This window comes from Streptomyces sp. NPDC028308 (assembly GCF_055565855.1).
The window spans coordinates 45,620-61,695 of the sequence record NZ_JBVHTO010000003.1 but is presented as its reverse complement, the minus strand read 5'-3'; the positions used below and the strand labels follow the sequence as shown (position 1 = coordinate 61,695).

14 protein-coding genes are annotated in these 16,076 nt (G+C 72.4%); 5 read left to right on the top strand and 9 right to left on the bottom strand.

Annotation, left to right across the window (positions count from 1 at the left end):
* The first annotated feature begins 273 nt into the window (after window positions 1-273).
* Window positions 274-1,497, top strand: coding sequence for a trypsin-like serine peptidase (locus ACZ4VA_RS07960; RefSeq protein ID WP_355791594.1), 1,224 nt, complete (start codon window positions 274-276; stop codon window positions 1,495-1,497).
* Between the two features lie 270 nt (window positions 1,498-1,767).
* Window positions 1,768-2,967, top strand: a complete 1,200-nt coding sequence (locus tag ACZ4VA_RS07955) for a trypsin-like serine peptidase (protein WP_356243866.1) — start codon at window positions 1,768-1,770, stop codon at window positions 2,965-2,967.
* 101 nt (window positions 2,968-3,068) lie between these two features.
* On the opposite strand, the gene hflX is transcribed toward ACZ4VA_RS07955, so the two are convergent.
* The 6 genes from hflX to miaA all read right to left on the bottom strand — a co-directional run bounded on the left by hflX (window position 3,069) and on the right by miaA (window position 11,309).
* Window positions 3,069-4,562 (bottom strand): GTPase HflX, encoded by a 1,494-nt coding sequence (hflX, locus tag ACZ4VA_RS07950; protein WP_355792093.1) that lies wholly within the window; start codon window positions 4,560-4,562, stop codon window positions 3,069-3,071.
* A gap of 169 nt (window positions 4,563-4,731) precedes the next feature.
* Window positions 4,732-6,216: a M1 family metallopeptidase gene (locus ACZ4VA_RS07945; RefSeq protein ID WP_468080378.1), complete on the bottom strand. Its 1,485-nt coding sequence runs from the start codon at window positions 6,214-6,216 to the stop codon at window positions 4,732-4,734.
* 92 nt (window positions 6,217-6,308) lie between these two features.
* Window positions 6,309-8,462, bottom strand: coding sequence for a RelA/SpoT family protein (locus tag ACZ4VA_RS07940; RefSeq protein WP_356243872.1), 2,154 nt, complete (start codon window positions 8,460-8,462; stop codon window positions 6,309-6,311).
* 294 nt (window positions 8,463-8,756) lie between these two features.
* Window positions 8,757-9,644: a diaminopimelate epimerase gene (gene dapF / locus ACZ4VA_RS07935; RefSeq protein WP_468080375.1), complete on the bottom strand. Its 888-nt coding sequence runs from the start codon at window positions 9,642-9,644 to the stop codon at window positions 8,757-8,759.
* Window positions 9,645-9,708: 64 nt separating this feature from the next.
* Window positions 9,709-10,263 carry a hypothetical protein gene (locus ACZ4VA_RS07930; protein ID WP_355792876.1) on the bottom strand — a complete coding sequence of 185 codons (555 nt, stop codon included), beginning with the start codon at window positions 10,261-10,263 and terminating at the stop codon, window positions 9,709-9,711.
* 107 nt (window positions 10,264-10,370) lie between these two features.
* Window positions 10,371-11,309, bottom strand: coding sequence for a tRNA (adenosine(37)-N6)-dimethylallyltransferase MiaA (miaA, locus tag ACZ4VA_RS07925; protein ID WP_355792868.1), 939 nt, complete (start codon window positions 11,307-11,309; stop codon window positions 10,371-10,373).
* Window positions 11,310-11,491: 182 nt separating this feature from the next.
* Here miaA and ACZ4VA_RS07920 point away from each other — a divergent pair, with 182 nt between their 5' ends.
* Window positions 11,492-11,749 (top strand): hypothetical protein, encoded by a 258-nt coding sequence (locus tag ACZ4VA_RS07920; RefSeq protein ID WP_356172411.1) that lies wholly within the window; start codon window positions 11,492-11,494, stop codon window positions 11,747-11,749.
* Window positions 11,750-11,774: 25 nt separating this feature from the next.
* Window positions 11,775-12,035, top strand: a complete 261-nt coding sequence (locus tag ACZ4VA_RS07915; protein ID WP_452922659.1) for an antitoxin — start codon at window positions 11,775-11,777, stop codon at window positions 12,033-12,035.
* Window positions 12,036-12,164: 129 nt separating this feature from the next.
* On the opposite strand, the gene ACZ4VA_RS07910 is transcribed toward ACZ4VA_RS07915, so the two are convergent.
* The 3 genes from ACZ4VA_RS07910 to ACZ4VA_RS07900 all read right to left on the bottom strand — a co-directional run bounded on the left by ACZ4VA_RS07910 (window position 12,165) and on the right by ACZ4VA_RS07900 (window position 14,947).
* On the bottom strand, window positions 12,165-12,878 hold the full coding sequence (locus ACZ4VA_RS07910) for a class III extradiol dioxygenase subunit B-like domain-containing protein (RefSeq protein WP_356172414.1): 714 nt from the start codon (window positions 12,876-12,878) through the stop codon (window positions 12,165-12,167).
* 99 nt (window positions 12,879-12,977) lie between these two features.
* On the bottom strand, window positions 12,978-14,504 hold the full coding sequence (miaB, locus tag ACZ4VA_RS07905) for a tRNA (N6-isopentenyl adenosine(37)-C2)-methylthiotransferase MiaB (protein WP_355792797.1): 1,527 nt from the start codon (window positions 14,502-14,504) through the stop codon (window positions 12,978-12,980).
* A gap of 38 nt (window positions 14,505-14,542) precedes the next feature.
* Window positions 14,543-14,947, bottom strand: coding sequence for a pyrophosphohydrolase domain-containing protein (locus ACZ4VA_RS07900; protein ID WP_355792800.1), 405 nt, complete (start codon window positions 14,945-14,947; stop codon window positions 14,543-14,545).
* Between the two features lie 107 nt (window positions 14,948-15,054).
* On the opposite strand from ACZ4VA_RS07900, the gene ACZ4VA_RS07895 reads away from it, so the two are divergent.
* The gene (locus ACZ4VA_RS07895) at window positions 15,055-16,065 is read left to right on the top strand and encodes a TAXI family TRAP transporter solute-binding subunit (protein WP_356172418.1); all 1,011 of its coding nucleotides are present in this window, start codon (window positions 15,055-15,057) and stop codon (window positions 16,063-16,065) included.
* Window positions 16,066-16,076 lie beyond the last annotated feature (11 nt).

The following is a 16,076-nucleotide window of genomic DNA, read 5'->3' as shown; positions in this document are numbered from 1 at the left end:
TACCTACCAACGACGCGGCGGGCAAGGGGAAGCGGGTGAACCGAAGATCCTTGCCGTGACGGAACCGTTGCCGTTCCGTGGGAAGTCCCCCACAGCGACCGCATAGTGTGTGGTGCCGTTCAGGAGTACGGAAAACGGGCCACCGGCCCCGCCGCCGCGTCCCACGGTCCCCCGGTCGGGGGGCCGCGCCGGCGGATCCGTGCCCGGCTGCATGTGTACGGCCGCTGCCTCGGCAGCGCAGATGTTTCTCACGCCCCAGGGGGAGTTCACACCATGCGATCCATACGCCCGCCCTTCACCGCCCGCCGAGGGGGGAGCAAGCGCCGCAGGACCTCCCCCGTACTGGTCGCCGTGGGTCTGACGGCGACGCTGGCGCTCACCGCGACCGCGTGCGGCTCGGGCGACGAGAAGACGAACGCCGAGGCGTCCGCGACCCAGAGCAGCGACGGCAAGATCAAGATCCCGGACAGCGTCAAGGACAAGCTCAAGGAACACGGCTTCGACCTGGACAAGTGGAAGGGCGGCGCCTGGAAGGACTGGGACCGGGACGACTGGCTGCGCGAGGCCGACGAGTTCATCAACCCGATCATCAAGGACCTGTGGGACCCGGACCGGATGCGGGACGCGGACGACCCGGACCAGGACAAGGGCGTCGACGAGAACGACATCTCCGGCGACCAGGGTGTCACCGACGCGACGCCGGTTCCGGTGACCGCCCGTTCCGTGCGGGCCGCTTACCACGACAGCGTGCCCGAGGCGGGCAAGGTGTTCTTCGACTCCCCCGAGGGCACGATGGTCTGCTCGGCGACCGTGGTGAAGGACCCGGCCCACCCGGGCAAGTCGAACATGGTGTGGACGGCGGGGCACTGCGTGCACGCGGGCAAGAAGGGCGGCTGGTACCGCAACATCGCGTTCGTGCCGGCGTACAACAACGCCGGTGAGAACGCCGCCCAGTTGCAGGACGCCAGTAAGACCGAGATCGCTCCGTACGGCGTGTGGTGGAGCGACTGGGCGCAGACCTCCGACCAGTGGATCGAGCAGGGGGGCGCGACGGGCGGCGAGGGCGCACCGTACGACTTCGCGGTGCTGCACGTGACCCCGGAGAAGGGCAGCGACGGCAAGTCCCTGGAGGAGACGGTCGGTTCGGCCCTGCCGGTGGAGTTCAACGCGCCGGCCGTGCCCGAGGTGTCGAGCATCACCGCGACCGGTTACCCGGCGGCGGCGCCGTACGACGGCCAGAAGCTGTTCCAGTGCACGGACGAGCCGGGGCGGCTGTCGATCGTGAAGTCCGACCCGACGATGTACCGCATCGGCTGCACGATGACCGGCGGTTCGTCCGGCGGCGGCTGGGTGGCGAAGGGGGCCGACGGCAAGCCCGCGCTGGTCTCCAACACCTCGATCGGCCCGGTGAGTTCGGGCTGGCTGGCGGGTCCGCACCTGGGGGCCGAGGCCAAGGGTGTGTACGACTCGGTGAGCGAGAAGTTCGCCGGGCGGTGACCGGGTCCGGTTGACCCGAGGCGGAGCGACGGCGATGGAGGGCGCGCGCCGGCCGGGGTGCTTCACAGCGCCGTGGCCGACGCGGCGGAGGGAACGGCCGGCGGGTGCGATGGGCGCACCGGCCGCGTCCGGAAACCTTCACCGTCCCGCCGTCGTCCGCCCGCGACTGCCCGGGCATAGTGGGGTGTCGCGTTCGAGCGGGTCCACGGAAGGCCGGCTCCGCGCCTGACAAGCACATGACAGCAACGCTTCAACGGGGGTTACCACAGCATGCGTTCCGTACGTACGTCCGTCGCGCGCCGGCCCGGCAGGCGCGGCGTCCTGCTCGCCACGGGGCTGCTCGCGGCCCTGTCCCTCACCGCCACCGCCTGCGGCTCGGGTGACGACACGGCGGGCGACAAGCCCGCCGCCACCGCGTCCGGGGCGGACGGCCAGGACAGCGCCCGGGTTCCCGGCGACCTCGCGGACCGGCTCAAGGAGCACGGCATCGACGTGGACCGGTGGAAGGACGGCGGATGGAAGAACTGGGACAAGGACAAGTGGCTCAGTGAGGCCAAGGACTTCGTCAACCCGGTGATCGACGGGCTGTGGAAGCCCGAGCGCATGAAGTCCGCCAAGGACCCCGACAAGACGATCTCGTCCAAGGACGCGACCGCCGACCAGGGCGTCAGCGACCCCGCGCCCGAGCCGGTCCCGGCCAAGGCGGAGAAGACGCCGTACCACGAGAACGCGGCGCCGGTCGGCAAGGTCTTCTTCGACTCCCCCGAGGGCTCGATGGTCTGTTCCGGGACGGTCGTCAAGGACGTCAACCACCCGGGCAGGTCCAACCTGGTGTGGACCGCGGGCCACTGCGTGCACGCGGGCGGTGGCGGCGGCTGGTACCGCAACATCGCCTTCGTCCCGTCCTACAACGACCTGAACAAGTCCGAGGCGCAGCTGAGCGGTGCCACGGCCCGGGAGATGGCCCCCTACGGTCAGTGGTGGGCCGACTGGGCGGCCACCTCCGACCAGTGGATCTCCGGCGGCGACGAGACCGGCGGCGCGGGCGCCCCGTACGACTACGCCGTGCTGCACGTGAAGCCGGAGCAGGGCGGAAAGTCCCTGGAGGAGACGGTCGGCAACGCGCTGGCCGTGGACTTCTCCGCGCCGTCCGCCCGCGACGCGGGTGCCATGGGCGCCTGGGGCTACCCCGCCGCGCCTCCGTACAACGGTCTGAGCATGTTCAAGTGCGTCGACCGGCCCGGGCGCCTCTCGCTCAGGCCGGGCCTGCCGACGATGTACCGCATCGGCTGCACCATGACCGGCGGCTCGTCCGGCGGCGGCTGGTTCCGCGTCGTCGACGGCAGGACGAAGCTGGTGTCGAACACGTCGATCGGCCCGTCCGACAACACCTGGCTCGCCGGACCGCAGCTCGGAAAGGGCGCCGAGGCGCTGTACCAGAACATGAGCAAGAAGTACGGCGGCCGGTAGCCGCCGCCCGCCCCGACAGCACACACGGCGAAGGCCCGCTCCCGAGAGAGGGAGCGGGCCTTCGCCGTGTACCGGTGGTGCGTACCGCCGGGCCTACCGGGTCAGGCGAGCGGTGCCGGGACGTACGGCGCGAGATCCGCCGCCAGCTCCTCGTGCACCCGCGCCTTGAGCAGCGTGCCCTCCGGGGTGTGCTCCTCGGAGATGACGTCGCCCTCGTCGTGCGCCCGCGCGATCAGCTGGCCCTGCGTGTACGGCACGAGCGCCTCGATCTCCACCGAGGGACGCGGCAGCTCGTTGTCGATGAGCGCGCGCAGCTCGGCGATGCCCCGGCCGGTACGGGCCGAGATGGCGATGGAGCGCTTCTCGTTGCGCATCAGCCGCTGGAGCACCAGCGGGTCCGCGGCGTCCGCCTTGTTGATCACCACGATCTCGGGCACCTTCGTGGCGCCCACGTCGCGGATGACCTCGCGCACGGCGGCCAGCTGCTCCTCCGGAGCCGGGTGCGAACCATCCACCACGTGCAGGATCAGGTCGGAGTCGCCGACCTCCTCCATCGTGGAGCGGAACGCCTCGACCAGGTGGTGCGGCAGGTGCCGTACGAAGCCGACCGTGTCGGCCAGCGTGTACAGCCGGCCGCTCGGGGTCTCGGCCCGGCGCACGGTCGGGTCGAGGGTCGCGAACAGCGCGTTCTCGACGAGCACGCCCGCGCCCGTGAGGCGGTTGAGCAGCGAGGACTTGCCCGCGTTCGTGTAGCCCGCGATGGCGACCGAGGGCACCTTGTGGCGCCTGCGCTCCTGGCGCTTGATCTCGCGGCCCGTCTTCATGTCCGCGATCTCCCGGCGCATCTTCGCCATCTTCTCGCGGATACGGCGCCGGTCCGTCTCGATCTTGGTCTCACCGGGACCACGGGTGGCGAGGCCGCCGCCCTTGCCGCCGCCCATCTGACGGGACAGCGACTGACCCCATCCGCGCAGTCGCGGCAGCATGTACTGCATCTGCGCGAGGGCGACCTGCGCCTTGCCCTCACGGGACTTGGCGTGCTGGGCGAAGATGTCCAGGATCAGGGCCGTCCGGTCGATGACCTTGACCTTGACGACGTCCTCGAGGTGGATCAGCTGGCCGGGGCTCAGCTCACCGTCGCAGATCACGGTGTCGGCGCCGGTCTCCAGGACGATGTCCCGCAGCTCGTTGGCCTTGCCGGATCCGATGTACGTGGCCGCGTCGGGCTTGTCGCGGCGCTGCACCACACCGTCGAGCACGAGCGCTCCCGCGGTCTCCGCGAGGGCGGCCAGCTCGGCCAGCGAGTTCTCCGCGTCGGTCATGGTGCCCGTGGTCCAGACACCGACGAGCACGACCCGCTCCAGGCGGAGCTGCCGGTACTCGACCTCGGTGACGTCCTCGAGCTCCGTGGAGAGGCCCGCGACGCGGCGCAGCGCGGCACGCTCGGAACGGTCGAACTGCTCGCCGTCCCGCTCTTCGTCGATCTCGTGGCTCCAGGCGACGTCCTCTTCCATCAGGGCATCGGCCCGAAGACCTTCGGGGTAGTTCTGCGCGAGGCTCTGCGCGTCCTGGGAAGGGGAAGAAGAGGAGGTCATTGGATCCTTACGTCGATGGGACCTGCGAGTCGGCGACGGACGTCACCCGACATGAGGGACAACGTCCGGGGGCCCGGGGAGATTCCCGGTGCCCGCGGCGCCGGCCCCGAGGGGCGGTGCCGCCGACCTGAAAGATGGTCGCACGGCACGCCCCGTCTCGTCACGCGACTTATCGCCTGCCCTGTCGCGCCGGCGGGGCGTCGCTCTTCCAGTCCGTGTGCCCCGGCATGGGCGGTGTCTTCGTGTCGTACAGCCACGCGGCGAAGAACCCGCCTAGGTCGCGTCCGGACATCGTCGAGGCCAGGCGCACGAAGTCCGAGGTGGACGCCGTGCCGTCCTGGTGGAGGGCCACCCAGGTCCGCTCCAGGCGCTCGAAGGCGGGGCGCCCGATCTCCTGCCGGAGCGCGTACAGCACCAGTGCGGCCCCGTCGTAGACGTTGGGCCGGAAGATGCTGATCTTCTGCCCCGGCTTGGGCCCCTTGGGCGCGGCGGGCGGCCCGCCGGTCGCCCGCCAGGAGTCGGAGGCGCGATAGGCGGCCTTCATGCGCGTCTCCATGGGCCGGTCGGCCTTCTCCTCGGAGTACAGGGCCTCGTACCAGGTGGCGTGGCCCTCGTTCAGCCACAGGTCGGACCAGGTGCGAGGGCTGACGCTGTCGCCGAACCACTGGTGGGACAGCTCGTGCACCATGATCGACTCGACGTACCACTTCGGGTACGCGGGCTCGGTGAAGACATCCTTCTCGAACAGCGAGAGGGTCTGGGTCTCCAGCTCGAAGCCGGTCTGCGCCTCGGCCATCAGCAGCCCGTACGTCTCGAAGGGGTACCGGCCGACCTTCTCCTCCATCCAGGCGATCTGCCCCGGCGTCCGCTTCAGCCACGGCTCCAGGCGGTCGCGGTCCTCGGTGGGCACGACGTCGCGCAGCGGCAGCCCGTGCGGTCCGCTCCGGTGCACCACGGTGGAGCGCCCGACGGAGACCTGGGCCAGCTCGGTGGCCATCGGGTGTTCGGTGCGGTAGGTCCAGGTGGTGGCCCCGGCCCGGCGGTCCGTTCCGGCGGGCAGGCCGTTGGCGACGGCCGTGTACCCCTCGGGGGCGGTGACGCGGATGGTGAACATCGCCTTGTCGGAGGGGTGGTCGTTGCACGGGAACACCAGGTGGGCGGCGTCCGCCTGGTTGGCCATGGCGAGGCCGTCCCGGGTCCGGACCCAGCCGCCGTCCCGGCCGTCGGCGGAGACGGGGTCGCTGGTGTGCCGCACGGTGACGCGCACCGCGCTGCCCGCGGGGAGCGGCTCCTGAGGGGTGATCACCAGGTCCTCGCCGGCGCTCGTGAAGGCGGTCGGCACGCCGTCGACCTCGACGCCCCGCACGGTGCCGTGCGCGAAGTCCAGGTTGATCCGCTCCAGCGGGGCGGTGGTGCGCGCGGCGATCGTGGTCACGGCGGTGAGCGGCTTGTCGTTCGAGCCGGGGTAGGTGAAGGCGAGGTCGTAGGACGCGACGTCGTAGCCGGGGTTGCCCAGGTGCGGGAAGAGGCGGTCGCCGACACCGAGAGGCGCGGCCGGTGAGGGGGCGCTCGCGGCGAGGAGGCAGACGGACACGGCGGACGCGAGCAGCGCCGTCGTGACGCGTCGCGCGCCGGGGCGGGAGGTGAGCAGCATGGACCACCGCTACCAGCGCGCACGGGCCCCGCGGTGACGACGCGCACCGGGCCCACCCGAACGGGTTCCCGTCGGATGCCTTCTCCGGGGGTTCAGCGTGCGGCGGCGGCCTGGTGCTGCGCGCGGTTGACGTCGAAGACGCCCGGGACGTTGCGCATCGCCCGCATCAGGGCGGGAAGGTGCGCGGCGTCCGGGAGTTGGAGCGTGTACGTGTGGCGGACGCGCTGCTGGCTGGGGGGCTCGACGGTCGCCGAGACGATCGCGACGCCTTCCAGGGCGATGGCCTCGGTGAGGTCGGCGAGGAGGTGGGGCCGTCCGAAGGACTCGGCGACGAGCGTGACCCGGCACTCGGTGGTGTCGCCCCAGCTCACCCCGACCTCCGCGCGGCCCACGCTCTTCATGCGGTCCACGGCGGCGCAGCCGAGGCGATGGACGGTCACCACGCCGCCGCGTACGGCGAAGCCGGTCACCTCGTCGGGCGGTACGGGCGTACAGCACCCGGCGAGGCGTACGGACGCGCCGGGCTGGTCGACGACGGCGCTGGCGGAGCCGGGCCGGGCCGGGGGTGCCTCGGCGGCGGGCCTGGGGGCGGCCGCGGGGCCCTCGGGGGCCGCCGTGTCGCGGGGAGCGGGGTGGGCGGCCAGCCAGCGCTGGATGGCGATGCGGGCGGCGGGTGTGTGGGCGTGCTCCAGCCACTCCCGGGAGGGCTCCGAGGCGGGGTCCTGGCCCATCAGGAGCTGCACGGTGTCCCCGTCGCGCAGGACCGTACTCAGCGTCGCCAGGCGGCCGTTGACGCGCGCCCCGATGCAGGCGTGCGCGTCCTCGCCGTACTGGGCGTACGCGGCGTCCACGCAACTGGCGCCGTCGGGGAGCCCCAACGAGCCGCCGTCGGCCCGGAAGACGGTGATCTCGCGGTCCTGGGCGAGGTCTTCGCGCAGGGTGGACCAGAAGGTGTCGGTGTCCTGCGCGGCCTCCTGCCAGTCGAGGAGGCGGGAGAGCCAGCCGGGGCGGGTCGGGTCGGCGCGCTCGCCGTCGCCGTCCGTCTGCTCCTCCGCGGGCGCGGCGTAGGGGTTGCCCAGGGCGATGACCCCGGCCTCGGCCACCTTGTGCATCTGGTGGGTGCGGATGAGGACTTCGGCGACCTCGCCGTCCCCGCGGGCGACGGCCGTGTGCAGCGACTGGTACAGGTTGAACTTCGGTACGGCGATGAAGTCCTTGAACTCCGAGACCACCGGGGTGAAGCAGGTGTGCAGTTCGCCGAGGACCGCGTAGCAGTCGGCGTCCTCCCCGACGAGCACGAGGAGGCGTCCGAAGTCCGAGCCGCGCATCCGTCCGCGCTTGCGCGAGACCCGGTGCACGGAGACGAAGTGCCGTGGCCGGATCACCACTTCGGCCTGGATGCCGGCCTCGCGCAGGACGCCGCGCACCTCTTCGGCAATCTCCGCGAGGGGGTCGCCGCCGTGGGCCGCGTCGTCGTCGATCAGTTCCCGGGTGTGCTCGTACTCCTCGGGGTGCAGGATCGCGAAGACCAGGTCCTCCAGCTCGGTCTTGAGGGCCTGGACGCCGAGCCGTTCCGCGAGCGGGATGAGCACGTCCCGGGTCACCTTGGCGATGCGCTCCTGTTTCTCGGGGCGCATGACGCCCAGGGTGCGCATGTTGTGCAGGCGGTCGGCGAGTTTGATCGACATCACGCGGACGTCGTTGCCGGTGGCGACGAGCATCTTGCGGAACGTCTCGGGCTCGGCGGCGGCCCCGTAGTCGACCTTCTCCAGCTTGGTGACGCCGTCGACGAGGTAGCACACCTCCTCGCCGAACTCCGCGCGCACCTGATCGAGGGTCACATCGGTGTCCTCGACGGTGTCGTGCAGCAGGGAGGCGGTCAACGTCGTGGTCTCCGCGCCGAGTTCGGCGAGGATCAGGGTCACGGCGAGCGGGTGCGTGATGTACGGCTCGCCGCTCTTGCGCATCTGGCCGCGGTGCGAGGACTCGGCGAGCACGTACGCCCGGCGCAGCGGTTCCAGGTCGGCGTCGGGGTGGTGGGCGCGGTGGGCCTCAGCGACGTGCCCGATGGCGTCCGGCAGCCGGTCGCGGGCGGCGGGGCCGAGGAGTGCGGCCCGGCCGAGGCGGCGCAGGTCGATCCGGGGACGGCCCTTCCTGCGGTGCGGTCGCGCGCCCTGCTCGGCCGGGAGCCCGGGCGACGGCGTCACTGGGCCTGGCGTCGCGGGATTCGTCGCCTCCGCACTCATGGGCACCTCCGGCTGCGTAGACCGGCGGACGGGGCGCCCCATGGCGTACACGGCTCAGGGGCTGGCGTCGTTCCCCCGTCCGGGCCGGTGCTTGATGCTACCGAGCCCACCACGCCCGGCTGACCGCCTCTCGCCGAGCGTGAAACGGATCACCCATTCGAGCGATGATTGGCGGGTTTACGGTTTCGGATCTTTTGCGGGCGAGCCGGACCCGGTGGCCGGCCGCCGTCCAGGCCCCGTGCCGCGCCCGGCCGTGACCGACGATCGATGACGGCCGGATGCGGACGGCAGGGTCTAGGCGAGCGCGACGGCGAGCCAGTCCGCGTCGATCTCGCCCTCGGCGACGATCACCGCGGGGCCCGTCATCTCGATCTCGCCGTCCGGGCGCTCGGTGATCACCAGGGTGCCGCCCGGCACGTCCACCGTGTACGTCGCCGGGGTGCCCGTCACGGCCGGGTCCGCGCCGTCGCGGCGGGCGGCCGCCACGGCGACGGCACACGCGCCCGTGCCGCACGAGCGGGTCTCGCCCGAGCCGCGCTCGTGCACGCGCATCGCGACGTGCCCGGGGCCGCGGTCGACGACGAACTCCACGTTGACCCCGTCCGGGTAGGCGGACGGCGGGCTGAAGGGCGGCGGGGTGAACAGGTTTCCCGCGTGTGCGAGGTCGTCCACGAAGGCGACGGCGTGCGGGTTGCCCATGTTCACGTTGCGGGCGGGCCAGCTGCGCTCGCCGACGCTCACGCTGACGTCCCCCTCGGGGAACCGGGCCCTGCCCATGCCGACGGTGATGTCGCCCGCGCCGGTGCCGCCGGACGCCTTGGCGATGTGGACGCTCTTGACGCCCCCGCGCGTGGCGATCGCGACGTCCCCCTCGGTCACGAGGCCGGCGCGCTGGAGGTAGCGGGCGAAGACGCGCACGCCGTTGCCGCACATCTCCGCGACGGAACCGTCGCCGTTGCGGTAGTCCATGAACCACTCCGCCTCGGCCGCCATGGCCTGGGCCTCGGGGTGCGCGGCGGACCGCACGACGTGCAGCAGCCCGTCGCCTCCGATGCCCGCGCGGCGGTCGCACAGGGCGGCGACGGCGGCCGGGGGCAGCTCGATGGCGTTCTCCGGGTCCGGGAGGATCACGAAGTCGTTCTCGGTCCCGTGACCCTTGAGGAAGGCGATCCGCGTGCTCATCCCTCGATCGTACGGGCTGGGCAGGACAGCGGGCGGCTCCGGTCCGGGTGGCGGACGGGACGGGTCAGCGCAGCCGGGCCACGCGCCACACGGCGAGCACCGCCACGGCCGCGACGACGACGGCGTACGCGATCACGACCCGCCAGTCCGGCCGACGGCCCGAGCCGCGCGGCGGCAGACCCGGCCAGGTGTAGCCGACGCGGCGGGCGGCCATCATGCCCCAGCCCGCGGAGCAGGCGCAGATCAGCAGGCCGAGCATGGCGACGACGGCGCCGCCGTCCCCGAACTCGAAGGCGAGCGGGAACGCGAACATCAGCGAGCCGACGGCCGCCAGCCCCACGATGGGCGCGAGCTGCCAGATCCGCAGCCGGCGCTGCGGGCGCAGCTCGACCACCTCGACCTCGTTCTGGGCGGACAACTCGTCGGGCCCGGGCCCGTCGGCGGTCACGCCGTCCGGGGTGTCCTCGGGTCCGTCGGAACTCAGGCTCACCACGTCCGGACCGTCAGCTTCCGGGTCGATGCCCAGACGCTCCCCGTCCGGACCGATGCCCGGAGGCTGTCCGTCCGGATCGGCGTCGTGCTCAGCGTCACGTGCGGTGTCACGAGGGCCGGCCTCCATCGCCACGCGCCCTCCCAACTCGGACTTCACTGGTCGATCGAAGCTCGATGATGGCACGGCGCCGGAGGCCGGGATGACGGCCGGAGCGTCCCGATGCCAGGACGTGATCAGGCTGTGACCGGTCGTTCGACCAACGCCAGTGCGAGCTCGGGGAGTTCTGTGACATCCGCCGCAGCCCCACTGAGCCAATGCACCCGGGGGTCGCGTCTGAACCACGAATCCTGACGGCGCGCGAAGCGTTTGGTGGCGCGTACGGTCTCGGCCCGTGCCTCGTCCTCGGTGCACTCCCCCGCCAGCACGGCGAGGACCTGCTGGTAGCCGAGCGCCCGGGACGCCGTACGCCCCTCGCGCAACCCCTGCGCCTCCAGTGCGCGCACTTCCTCGACCAGTCCCGCCTCCCACATCCGGTCCACACGGCGCGTGATGCGCTCGTCGAGTTCGGGGCGGGCGACGTCTACGCCGATCTGGACGGTGTCGTACACGGAGTCGTGACCGGGCAGGTTGGCCGTGAAGGGCTTGCCGGTGATCTCGATGACCTCCATGGCGCGCACGATCCGGCGCCCGTTGCTGGGCAGGATCGCGTGGGCGGCCCCCGGGTCGGCAGCGGCCAGCCTCGCGTGCAGCGCGCCGGGGCCGCGAAGCGTGAGCTCCTCCTCCAGGCGGGCGCGCACCTCGGGGTCGGTGCCGGGGAACTCCAGGTTGTCGACGGCGCCGCGGACGTACAGCCCGGAGCCGCCCACCAGGACCGGCCAGCGGCCCTCGGCGAGCAGCGCGTCGATACGGGCCCGCGCGAGCCGCTGGTACTCGGCGACGCTCGCGGTGACCGTCACCTCCCAGATGTCCAGGAGGTGGTGCGGGACGTCCCGGCGTTCCTCGGGCGTCAGCTTGGCGGTGCCGATGTCCATCCCTCGGTAGAGCTGCATGGAGTCGGCGTTGACGACCTCACCGCCGAGGCGCTGGGCCAGGAAGACGCCGAGATCGGACTTTCCGGCCGCGGTCGGTCCGACGACGGCGATGACGCGGGGGGCGGGGGGTGCGCTGCTCACCGCCCCAGTCTCGCAAACCCCGGGGCCGGCCCTCGAACGAGCTACGTGACGCGACGGGTCCGGGGTCGTTGCCTGTTGCGAGGTTTCAGCCGCCGGTTTCGAGAGCCGGTGACCCGGGCGGCGCAAACGGACGCACCGGTCGACGCGGGATTTCGCCCGCACGAGTAACGTATGGAGTGGATATGGGCGTTTTTGCACGACTTCTCCGGAGGTCGAAGGCAGCGGAGGAGGCGTCGACCGCCGAGGCGGAGACCGGTGCGGTGACGGCCGGTACCGACGCGGAGACGCCGGACGAGGCGAAGGGTTCCCACGGGACCGAGAGCGGGGCCGCGACGGAGGAGTCCTCCGAGGCCACCGCGTCGGACGGCGTGGACATCCCCAAGCAGCAGTCCGCCGACGAGGCCGCCGACAGTGAGGCCGGCGACGGCGCCCGCAAGTGACTGCCCCCTCGCGGGAAGGTGCACCATGGGTCTTCTGGACAACCTGAGACACAAGCTCGCCCCGGCCAAGGACAAGGTCTCCGACCTCGCGCACCAGCACGGGGGCAAGATCCATCACGGGCTGGACAAGGCCGCGCGAGTGGCCGACGAGAAGACCAAGGGCAAGTACAGCGACAAGATCCACACGGGCGCGGGCAAGGCCAAGGGCGCCATGGACCGGCTCGCGCACAAGGACGGCGGCTCGACGCCTCCGGACGCGCCGACGCCGCCGCCTCCGGCTTCCTGACCCGCAGCGGATCGGCGGACGGCCGCGGAGCACTCAGCGCTCCCGGGCGTCCGCCGCGCTGCGTCCCGGGACGGCCACCGGTGCATCCGTACGAGGCCGCGAACGCGCGCGGCCCCGTGGTGCCGGCCACTACGACCAGGCCGCCACCAGATACCCCACGCCGTAGGGCGCCTCGTCGTGGAGCAGGGCGCCGCCGAGGCCCGCGCCGTCCGCCGCGCCCGCGAGGACCTGCCAGGGGGCGCGCCCCGAGGCCTTCAGCTCGTACGCCAGCTCGGCGTCCAGCGCCTTCAGGGCGGCAGCGTCCGCCGCTCCCAGCGCCCGCGCGACGCCCGCGTCGAAGTCCGCCGCGCGCTCGTCGAGATAGCCCGGCGCCTTGACCGTGCGGCACGCGCTGCCGTCGCCCATCACCAGCAGCGCCACGCGTTCGGCCCGGGCGGCGATGTCCTGGCCGGCCCGGAGGCACCGATCGGCCGCGAGGGGTTCCCCCACGCCGAGGCCCTCCAGCGGCGCGTCGGCCCAGCCGGCGCGCTCCAGCAGCCAGGCGGCGACGGCGAGGGACGGCGGAAGCTCCCGCTCCGCCGGGCCCGGTTCCCCTCCCCCGAGGCGTACCTCCAGGTCCACGCCGAACCCGCGGAAGGACCCGCGGGTACCGGCCGGATGCGGCCCGCGCGCGGTCTCCTCGGCCGGTCCGACGACGACCAGCAGGTCGGGACGCGCGGCGGCGAGCACGCCCAGCGCGTCGGTGCAGGCGGCGCGCAGGGCGTCCAGCTCGGGGGCCGCACCGGCGGCCACCTCGGGTACGAGCAACGGCGGACAGGGACAGACGGCGGCGGCAACAAGCATGATCGGCAGCGTACGCGCCGAACAGACGATCGGTCCGGGGGTCCCGCCGGTCCGGAACGGGACGCCGTGCCGGCGGCGCTTCGGGGCGCCGCCCGCCCGTCAGTCGCAGCCGCAGCCGCTGCCCGTGGCCACCGGGAGCGGCGCGGGCACGCCGATCTTCGGCAGCCCCAGCAGCACTCCGGCCGGCTTCACGGCCTCGGCGGCGTTGCGCTTCTCCCAGGCGTCACCCGCGCGCGTGCGGCGGACGGCCAGGACGGCGCCCTCGGCGAGCAGGTGGTGCGGAGCTGCGTACGTGATCTCGACGGTGACCACGTCACCGGGGCGCACGTCCTGGTCCGGCTTGGTGAAGTGCACCAGGCGGTTGTCGGGGGCGCGGCCGGAGAGCCGGTGCGTGGCGCCGTCCTTGCGGCCCTCGCCCTCGGCGACCATCAGCTCCAGCGTGCGGCCGACCTGCTTCTTGTTCTCGTCCCAGGAGATCTCCTCCTGGAGGGCGACGAGACGCTCGTAGCGCGCCTGGACGACCTCCTTGGGGATCTGCCCCTCCATGGTGGCCGCCGGGGTGCCGGGGCGCTTGGAGTACTGGAAGGTGAACGCCTGCGCGAAGCGGGCCTCGCGCACGGCGTGCAGGGTCTGCTCGAAGTCCTCCTCGGTCTCGCCGGGGAAGCCCACGATGATGTCGGTGGTGATCGCCGCGTGCGGGATGGCGGCCCGCACCTTGTCGATGATCCCGAGGAAGCGCTCCTGGCGGTACGAGCGGCGCATCGCCTTCAGGACCGTGTCCGAGCCGGACTGCATCGGCATGTGCAGCTGGGGCATCACGTTCGGCGTCTCGGCCATGGCGGCGATGACGTCGTCGGTGAAGTCGCGCGGGTGCGGGGAGGTGAAGCGCACGCGCTCCAGGCCGTCGATCTTCCCGCAGGCCCGCAGCAGCTTGCTGAACGCCTCACGGTCGCCGATGTCGGAGCCGTACGCGTTCACGTTCTGGCCGAGCAGCGTGATCTCGGAGACGCCCTCGCCGACCAGGGCCTCGATCTCGGCGAGGATGTCGCCGGTGCGGCGGTCCTTCTCCTTGCCGCGCAGCGCCGGGACGATGCAGAAGGTGCACGTGTTGTTGCACCCGACGGAGATGGAGACCCAGGCGGCGTACGCGCTCTCGCGGCGGGTCGGCAGCGTGGAGGGGAAGGCCTCCAGCGACTCGGCGATCTCGACCTGTGCCTCCTCCTGGACGCGGGCGCGCTCCAGCAGGACGGGCAGCTTGCCGATGTTGTGCGTGCCGAAGACGACGTCCACCCAGGGCGCCCTCTTCACGATCGTGTCGCGGTCCTTCTGGGCGAGGCAGCCGCCGACGGCGATCTGCATCCCGGGGCGCTTCGTCTTCATCGGGGCGAGGCGGCCGAGGTTGCCGTAGAGCCGGTTGTCGGCGTTCTCACGGACGGCGCAGGTGTTGAAGACGACGACGTCGGCGTCCCCGTCGGAGCCCTCCGGCGCGCGGACGTACCCGGCGTCCTCCAGCAGTCCGGACAGCCGCTCGGAGTCGTGGACGTTCATCTGGCACCCGTAGGTGCGTACTTCGTAGGTCTTGGATTCCTGAACGCCCACTGCCTGGCTCCGGTCGCTGCTGCTCATGTGACAAGGGTAGGCGGTGCCCGGAGCGGGTCCGGCCGCTATCCCCCGGCGGGCGTCCAGCCCTGGCGGCGGAGGATCTCCGCGACGTCCGGGGCGCGGTAGTGCTCGCCCTTGAGGACCTTCCCGTCGGCCCTGCGGTCGACCCGGCCGTCCGGGCCGAGCTTGGTCATGTTGGCGCGGTGGATCTCGGCGATCACCTGGTCGAGGTCGATCCCGTGGACGAGGGCCGTGCCGTACGCCACGTACACGACGTCGGCGAGCTCGTGCGCCAGCCGGTCCAGCGGGCCGGTGACGGACACCTCGGCGACCTCCGCGGCCTCCTCCGCGAGCAGCTCGCCCCGGTGGGCGGCCAGCTCCGGTGAGACCTCGGCGGGCACCGTACGCGCGGGGAGCCCGAAGGCACGGTGGAACTCCTGGACCAGGGAGGCGGGCGACTGCTGCATCCATCGAGCGTATCGACCTCCCGCGCGGCCCCGGCCGGGCGGCTCCGGGACGGGCCGGCCTGGTCCGGCCTGGTCAGCAGGGCGTCCGGACTGGCAGGATCGCGCGCATGTTCCAGGCACTCGCGCGCACCGGCCGACGCCCCGCCCTGCTGGGCGGGACGGCCGCCTTCGTCGTCGTCGCGCTGCTGCTGTGGTGGCTGCTGCCGCTGGGCGACGAGTCGCCGAGCGGGGAGATCAAGTTCAGCACGGGGACCCCGACCGGGGTCTACCAGACCTACGGCGACCTCCTGCGACAGGCGGCGGCCGAGGACATGCCCGACCTGAAGGTGCGACTGCTCAACAGCGACGGGTCGCAGGACAACGTGCGGCGGGTGGCCACCGGCGAGGCCGACTTCAGCATCGCCGCGGCGGACGCCGTCGAGACGTACAAGCACCACAGGGGCAAGGGCGCGGACCGGCTGCGCGGCTGCGCGCGGCTCTACGACGACTACGTGCACCTGGTGGTCCCCGAACACTCGAAGGTGCGCTCGGTGGCGGGGCTGCGGGGCAAGCGGGTGGCGGTGGGACCGGACGGCTCCGGGGTGCGGCTCATCGCGGACCGCGTGCTCAAGGCCGCAGGCCTCGACCCGCGGACGGACATCGTGCCGCTGCCGGACGGCATAAAGACCATGCCTGAGAAGCTCGAGAGGGACCGGATCGACGCCTTCTTCTGGTCCGGCGGCCTGCCGACGAGCGCGGTGACCACCCTGTCGGACCGTTTCCCCGTCCGGCTGGTCCCGATCGACGGCGAGGTCGTCAAGAACCTCCAGGCGCAGGCCGTGGCGGGGATCACCGCGGCCCGCTACTACCGGGCCGCGGTGATCCCCGCCAATGCCTACCCCAAGGCGCAGCAGGGCTCCCCGGTGCCGACGGTGGCGGTGGCGAACCTCCTCATCACCCGCGAGGACACGGACGAGGACCTCACCGAGGCGCTCACCCGTACCGTGATCGACAGCCGTGACTCCATCGGCGAGAAGGTGCACGCGGCACAGCGCGTGGACCTGCGCACGGCCCTGTACACCGACCCGCTCGATCTGCACGAGGGCGCGAAGCGGTACTACCGCTCGGTGAAGCCGTGAAGCCGTGACGC

Coding starts and splice junctions, on each gene's coding strand:
- ACZ4VA_RS07960 (WP_355791594.1), top strand. CDS start 274: ATGCGATCCATACGCCCGCCCTTCACCGCCCGCCGAGGGGGGAGCAAG.
- ACZ4VA_RS07955 (WP_356243866.1), top strand. CDS start 1,768: ATGCGTTCCGTACGTACGTCCGTCGCGCGCCGGCCCGGCAGGCGCGGC.
- hflX (WP_355792093.1), bottom strand. CDS start 4,562: ATGACCTCCTCTTCTTCCCCTTCCCAGGACGCGCAGAGCCTCGCGCAG.
- ACZ4VA_RS07945 (WP_468080378.1), bottom strand. CDS start 6,216: ATGCTGCTCACCTCCCGCCCCGGCGCGCGACGCGTCACGACGGCGCTG.
- ACZ4VA_RS07940 (WP_356243872.1), bottom strand. CDS start 8,462: ATGAGTGCGGAGGCGACGAATCCCGCGACGCCAGGCCCAGTGACGCCG.
- dapF (WP_468080375.1), bottom strand. CDS start 9,644: ATGAGCACGCGGATCGCCTTCCTCAAGGGTCACGGGACCGAGAACGAC.
- ACZ4VA_RS07930 (WP_355792876.1), bottom strand. CDS start 10,263: ATGGAGGCCGGCCCTCGTGACACCGCACGTGACGCTGAGCACGACGCC.
- ACZ4VA_RS07920 (WP_356172411.1), top strand. CDS start 11,492: ATGGGCGTTTTTGCACGACTTCTCCGGAGGTCGAAGGCAGCGGAGGAG.
- ACZ4VA_RS07915 (WP_452922659.1), top strand. CDS start 11,775: ATGGGTCTTCTGGACAACCTGAGACACAAGCTCGCCCCGGCCAAGGAC.
- ACZ4VA_RS07910 (WP_356172414.1), bottom strand. CDS start 12,878: ATGCTTGTTGCCGCCGCCGTCTGTCCCTGTCCGCCGTTGCTCGTACCC.
- miaB (WP_355792797.1), bottom strand. CDS start 14,504: ATGAGCAGCAGCGACCGGAGCCAGGCAGTGGGCGTTCAGGAATCCAAG.
- ACZ4VA_RS07900 (WP_355792800.1), bottom strand. CDS start 14,947: ATGCAGCAGTCGCCCGCCTCCCTGGTCCAGGAGTTCCACCGTGCCTTC.
- ACZ4VA_RS07895 (WP_356172418.1), top strand. CDS start 15,055: ATGTTCCAGGCACTCGCGCGCACCGGCCGACGCCCCGCCCTGCTGGGC.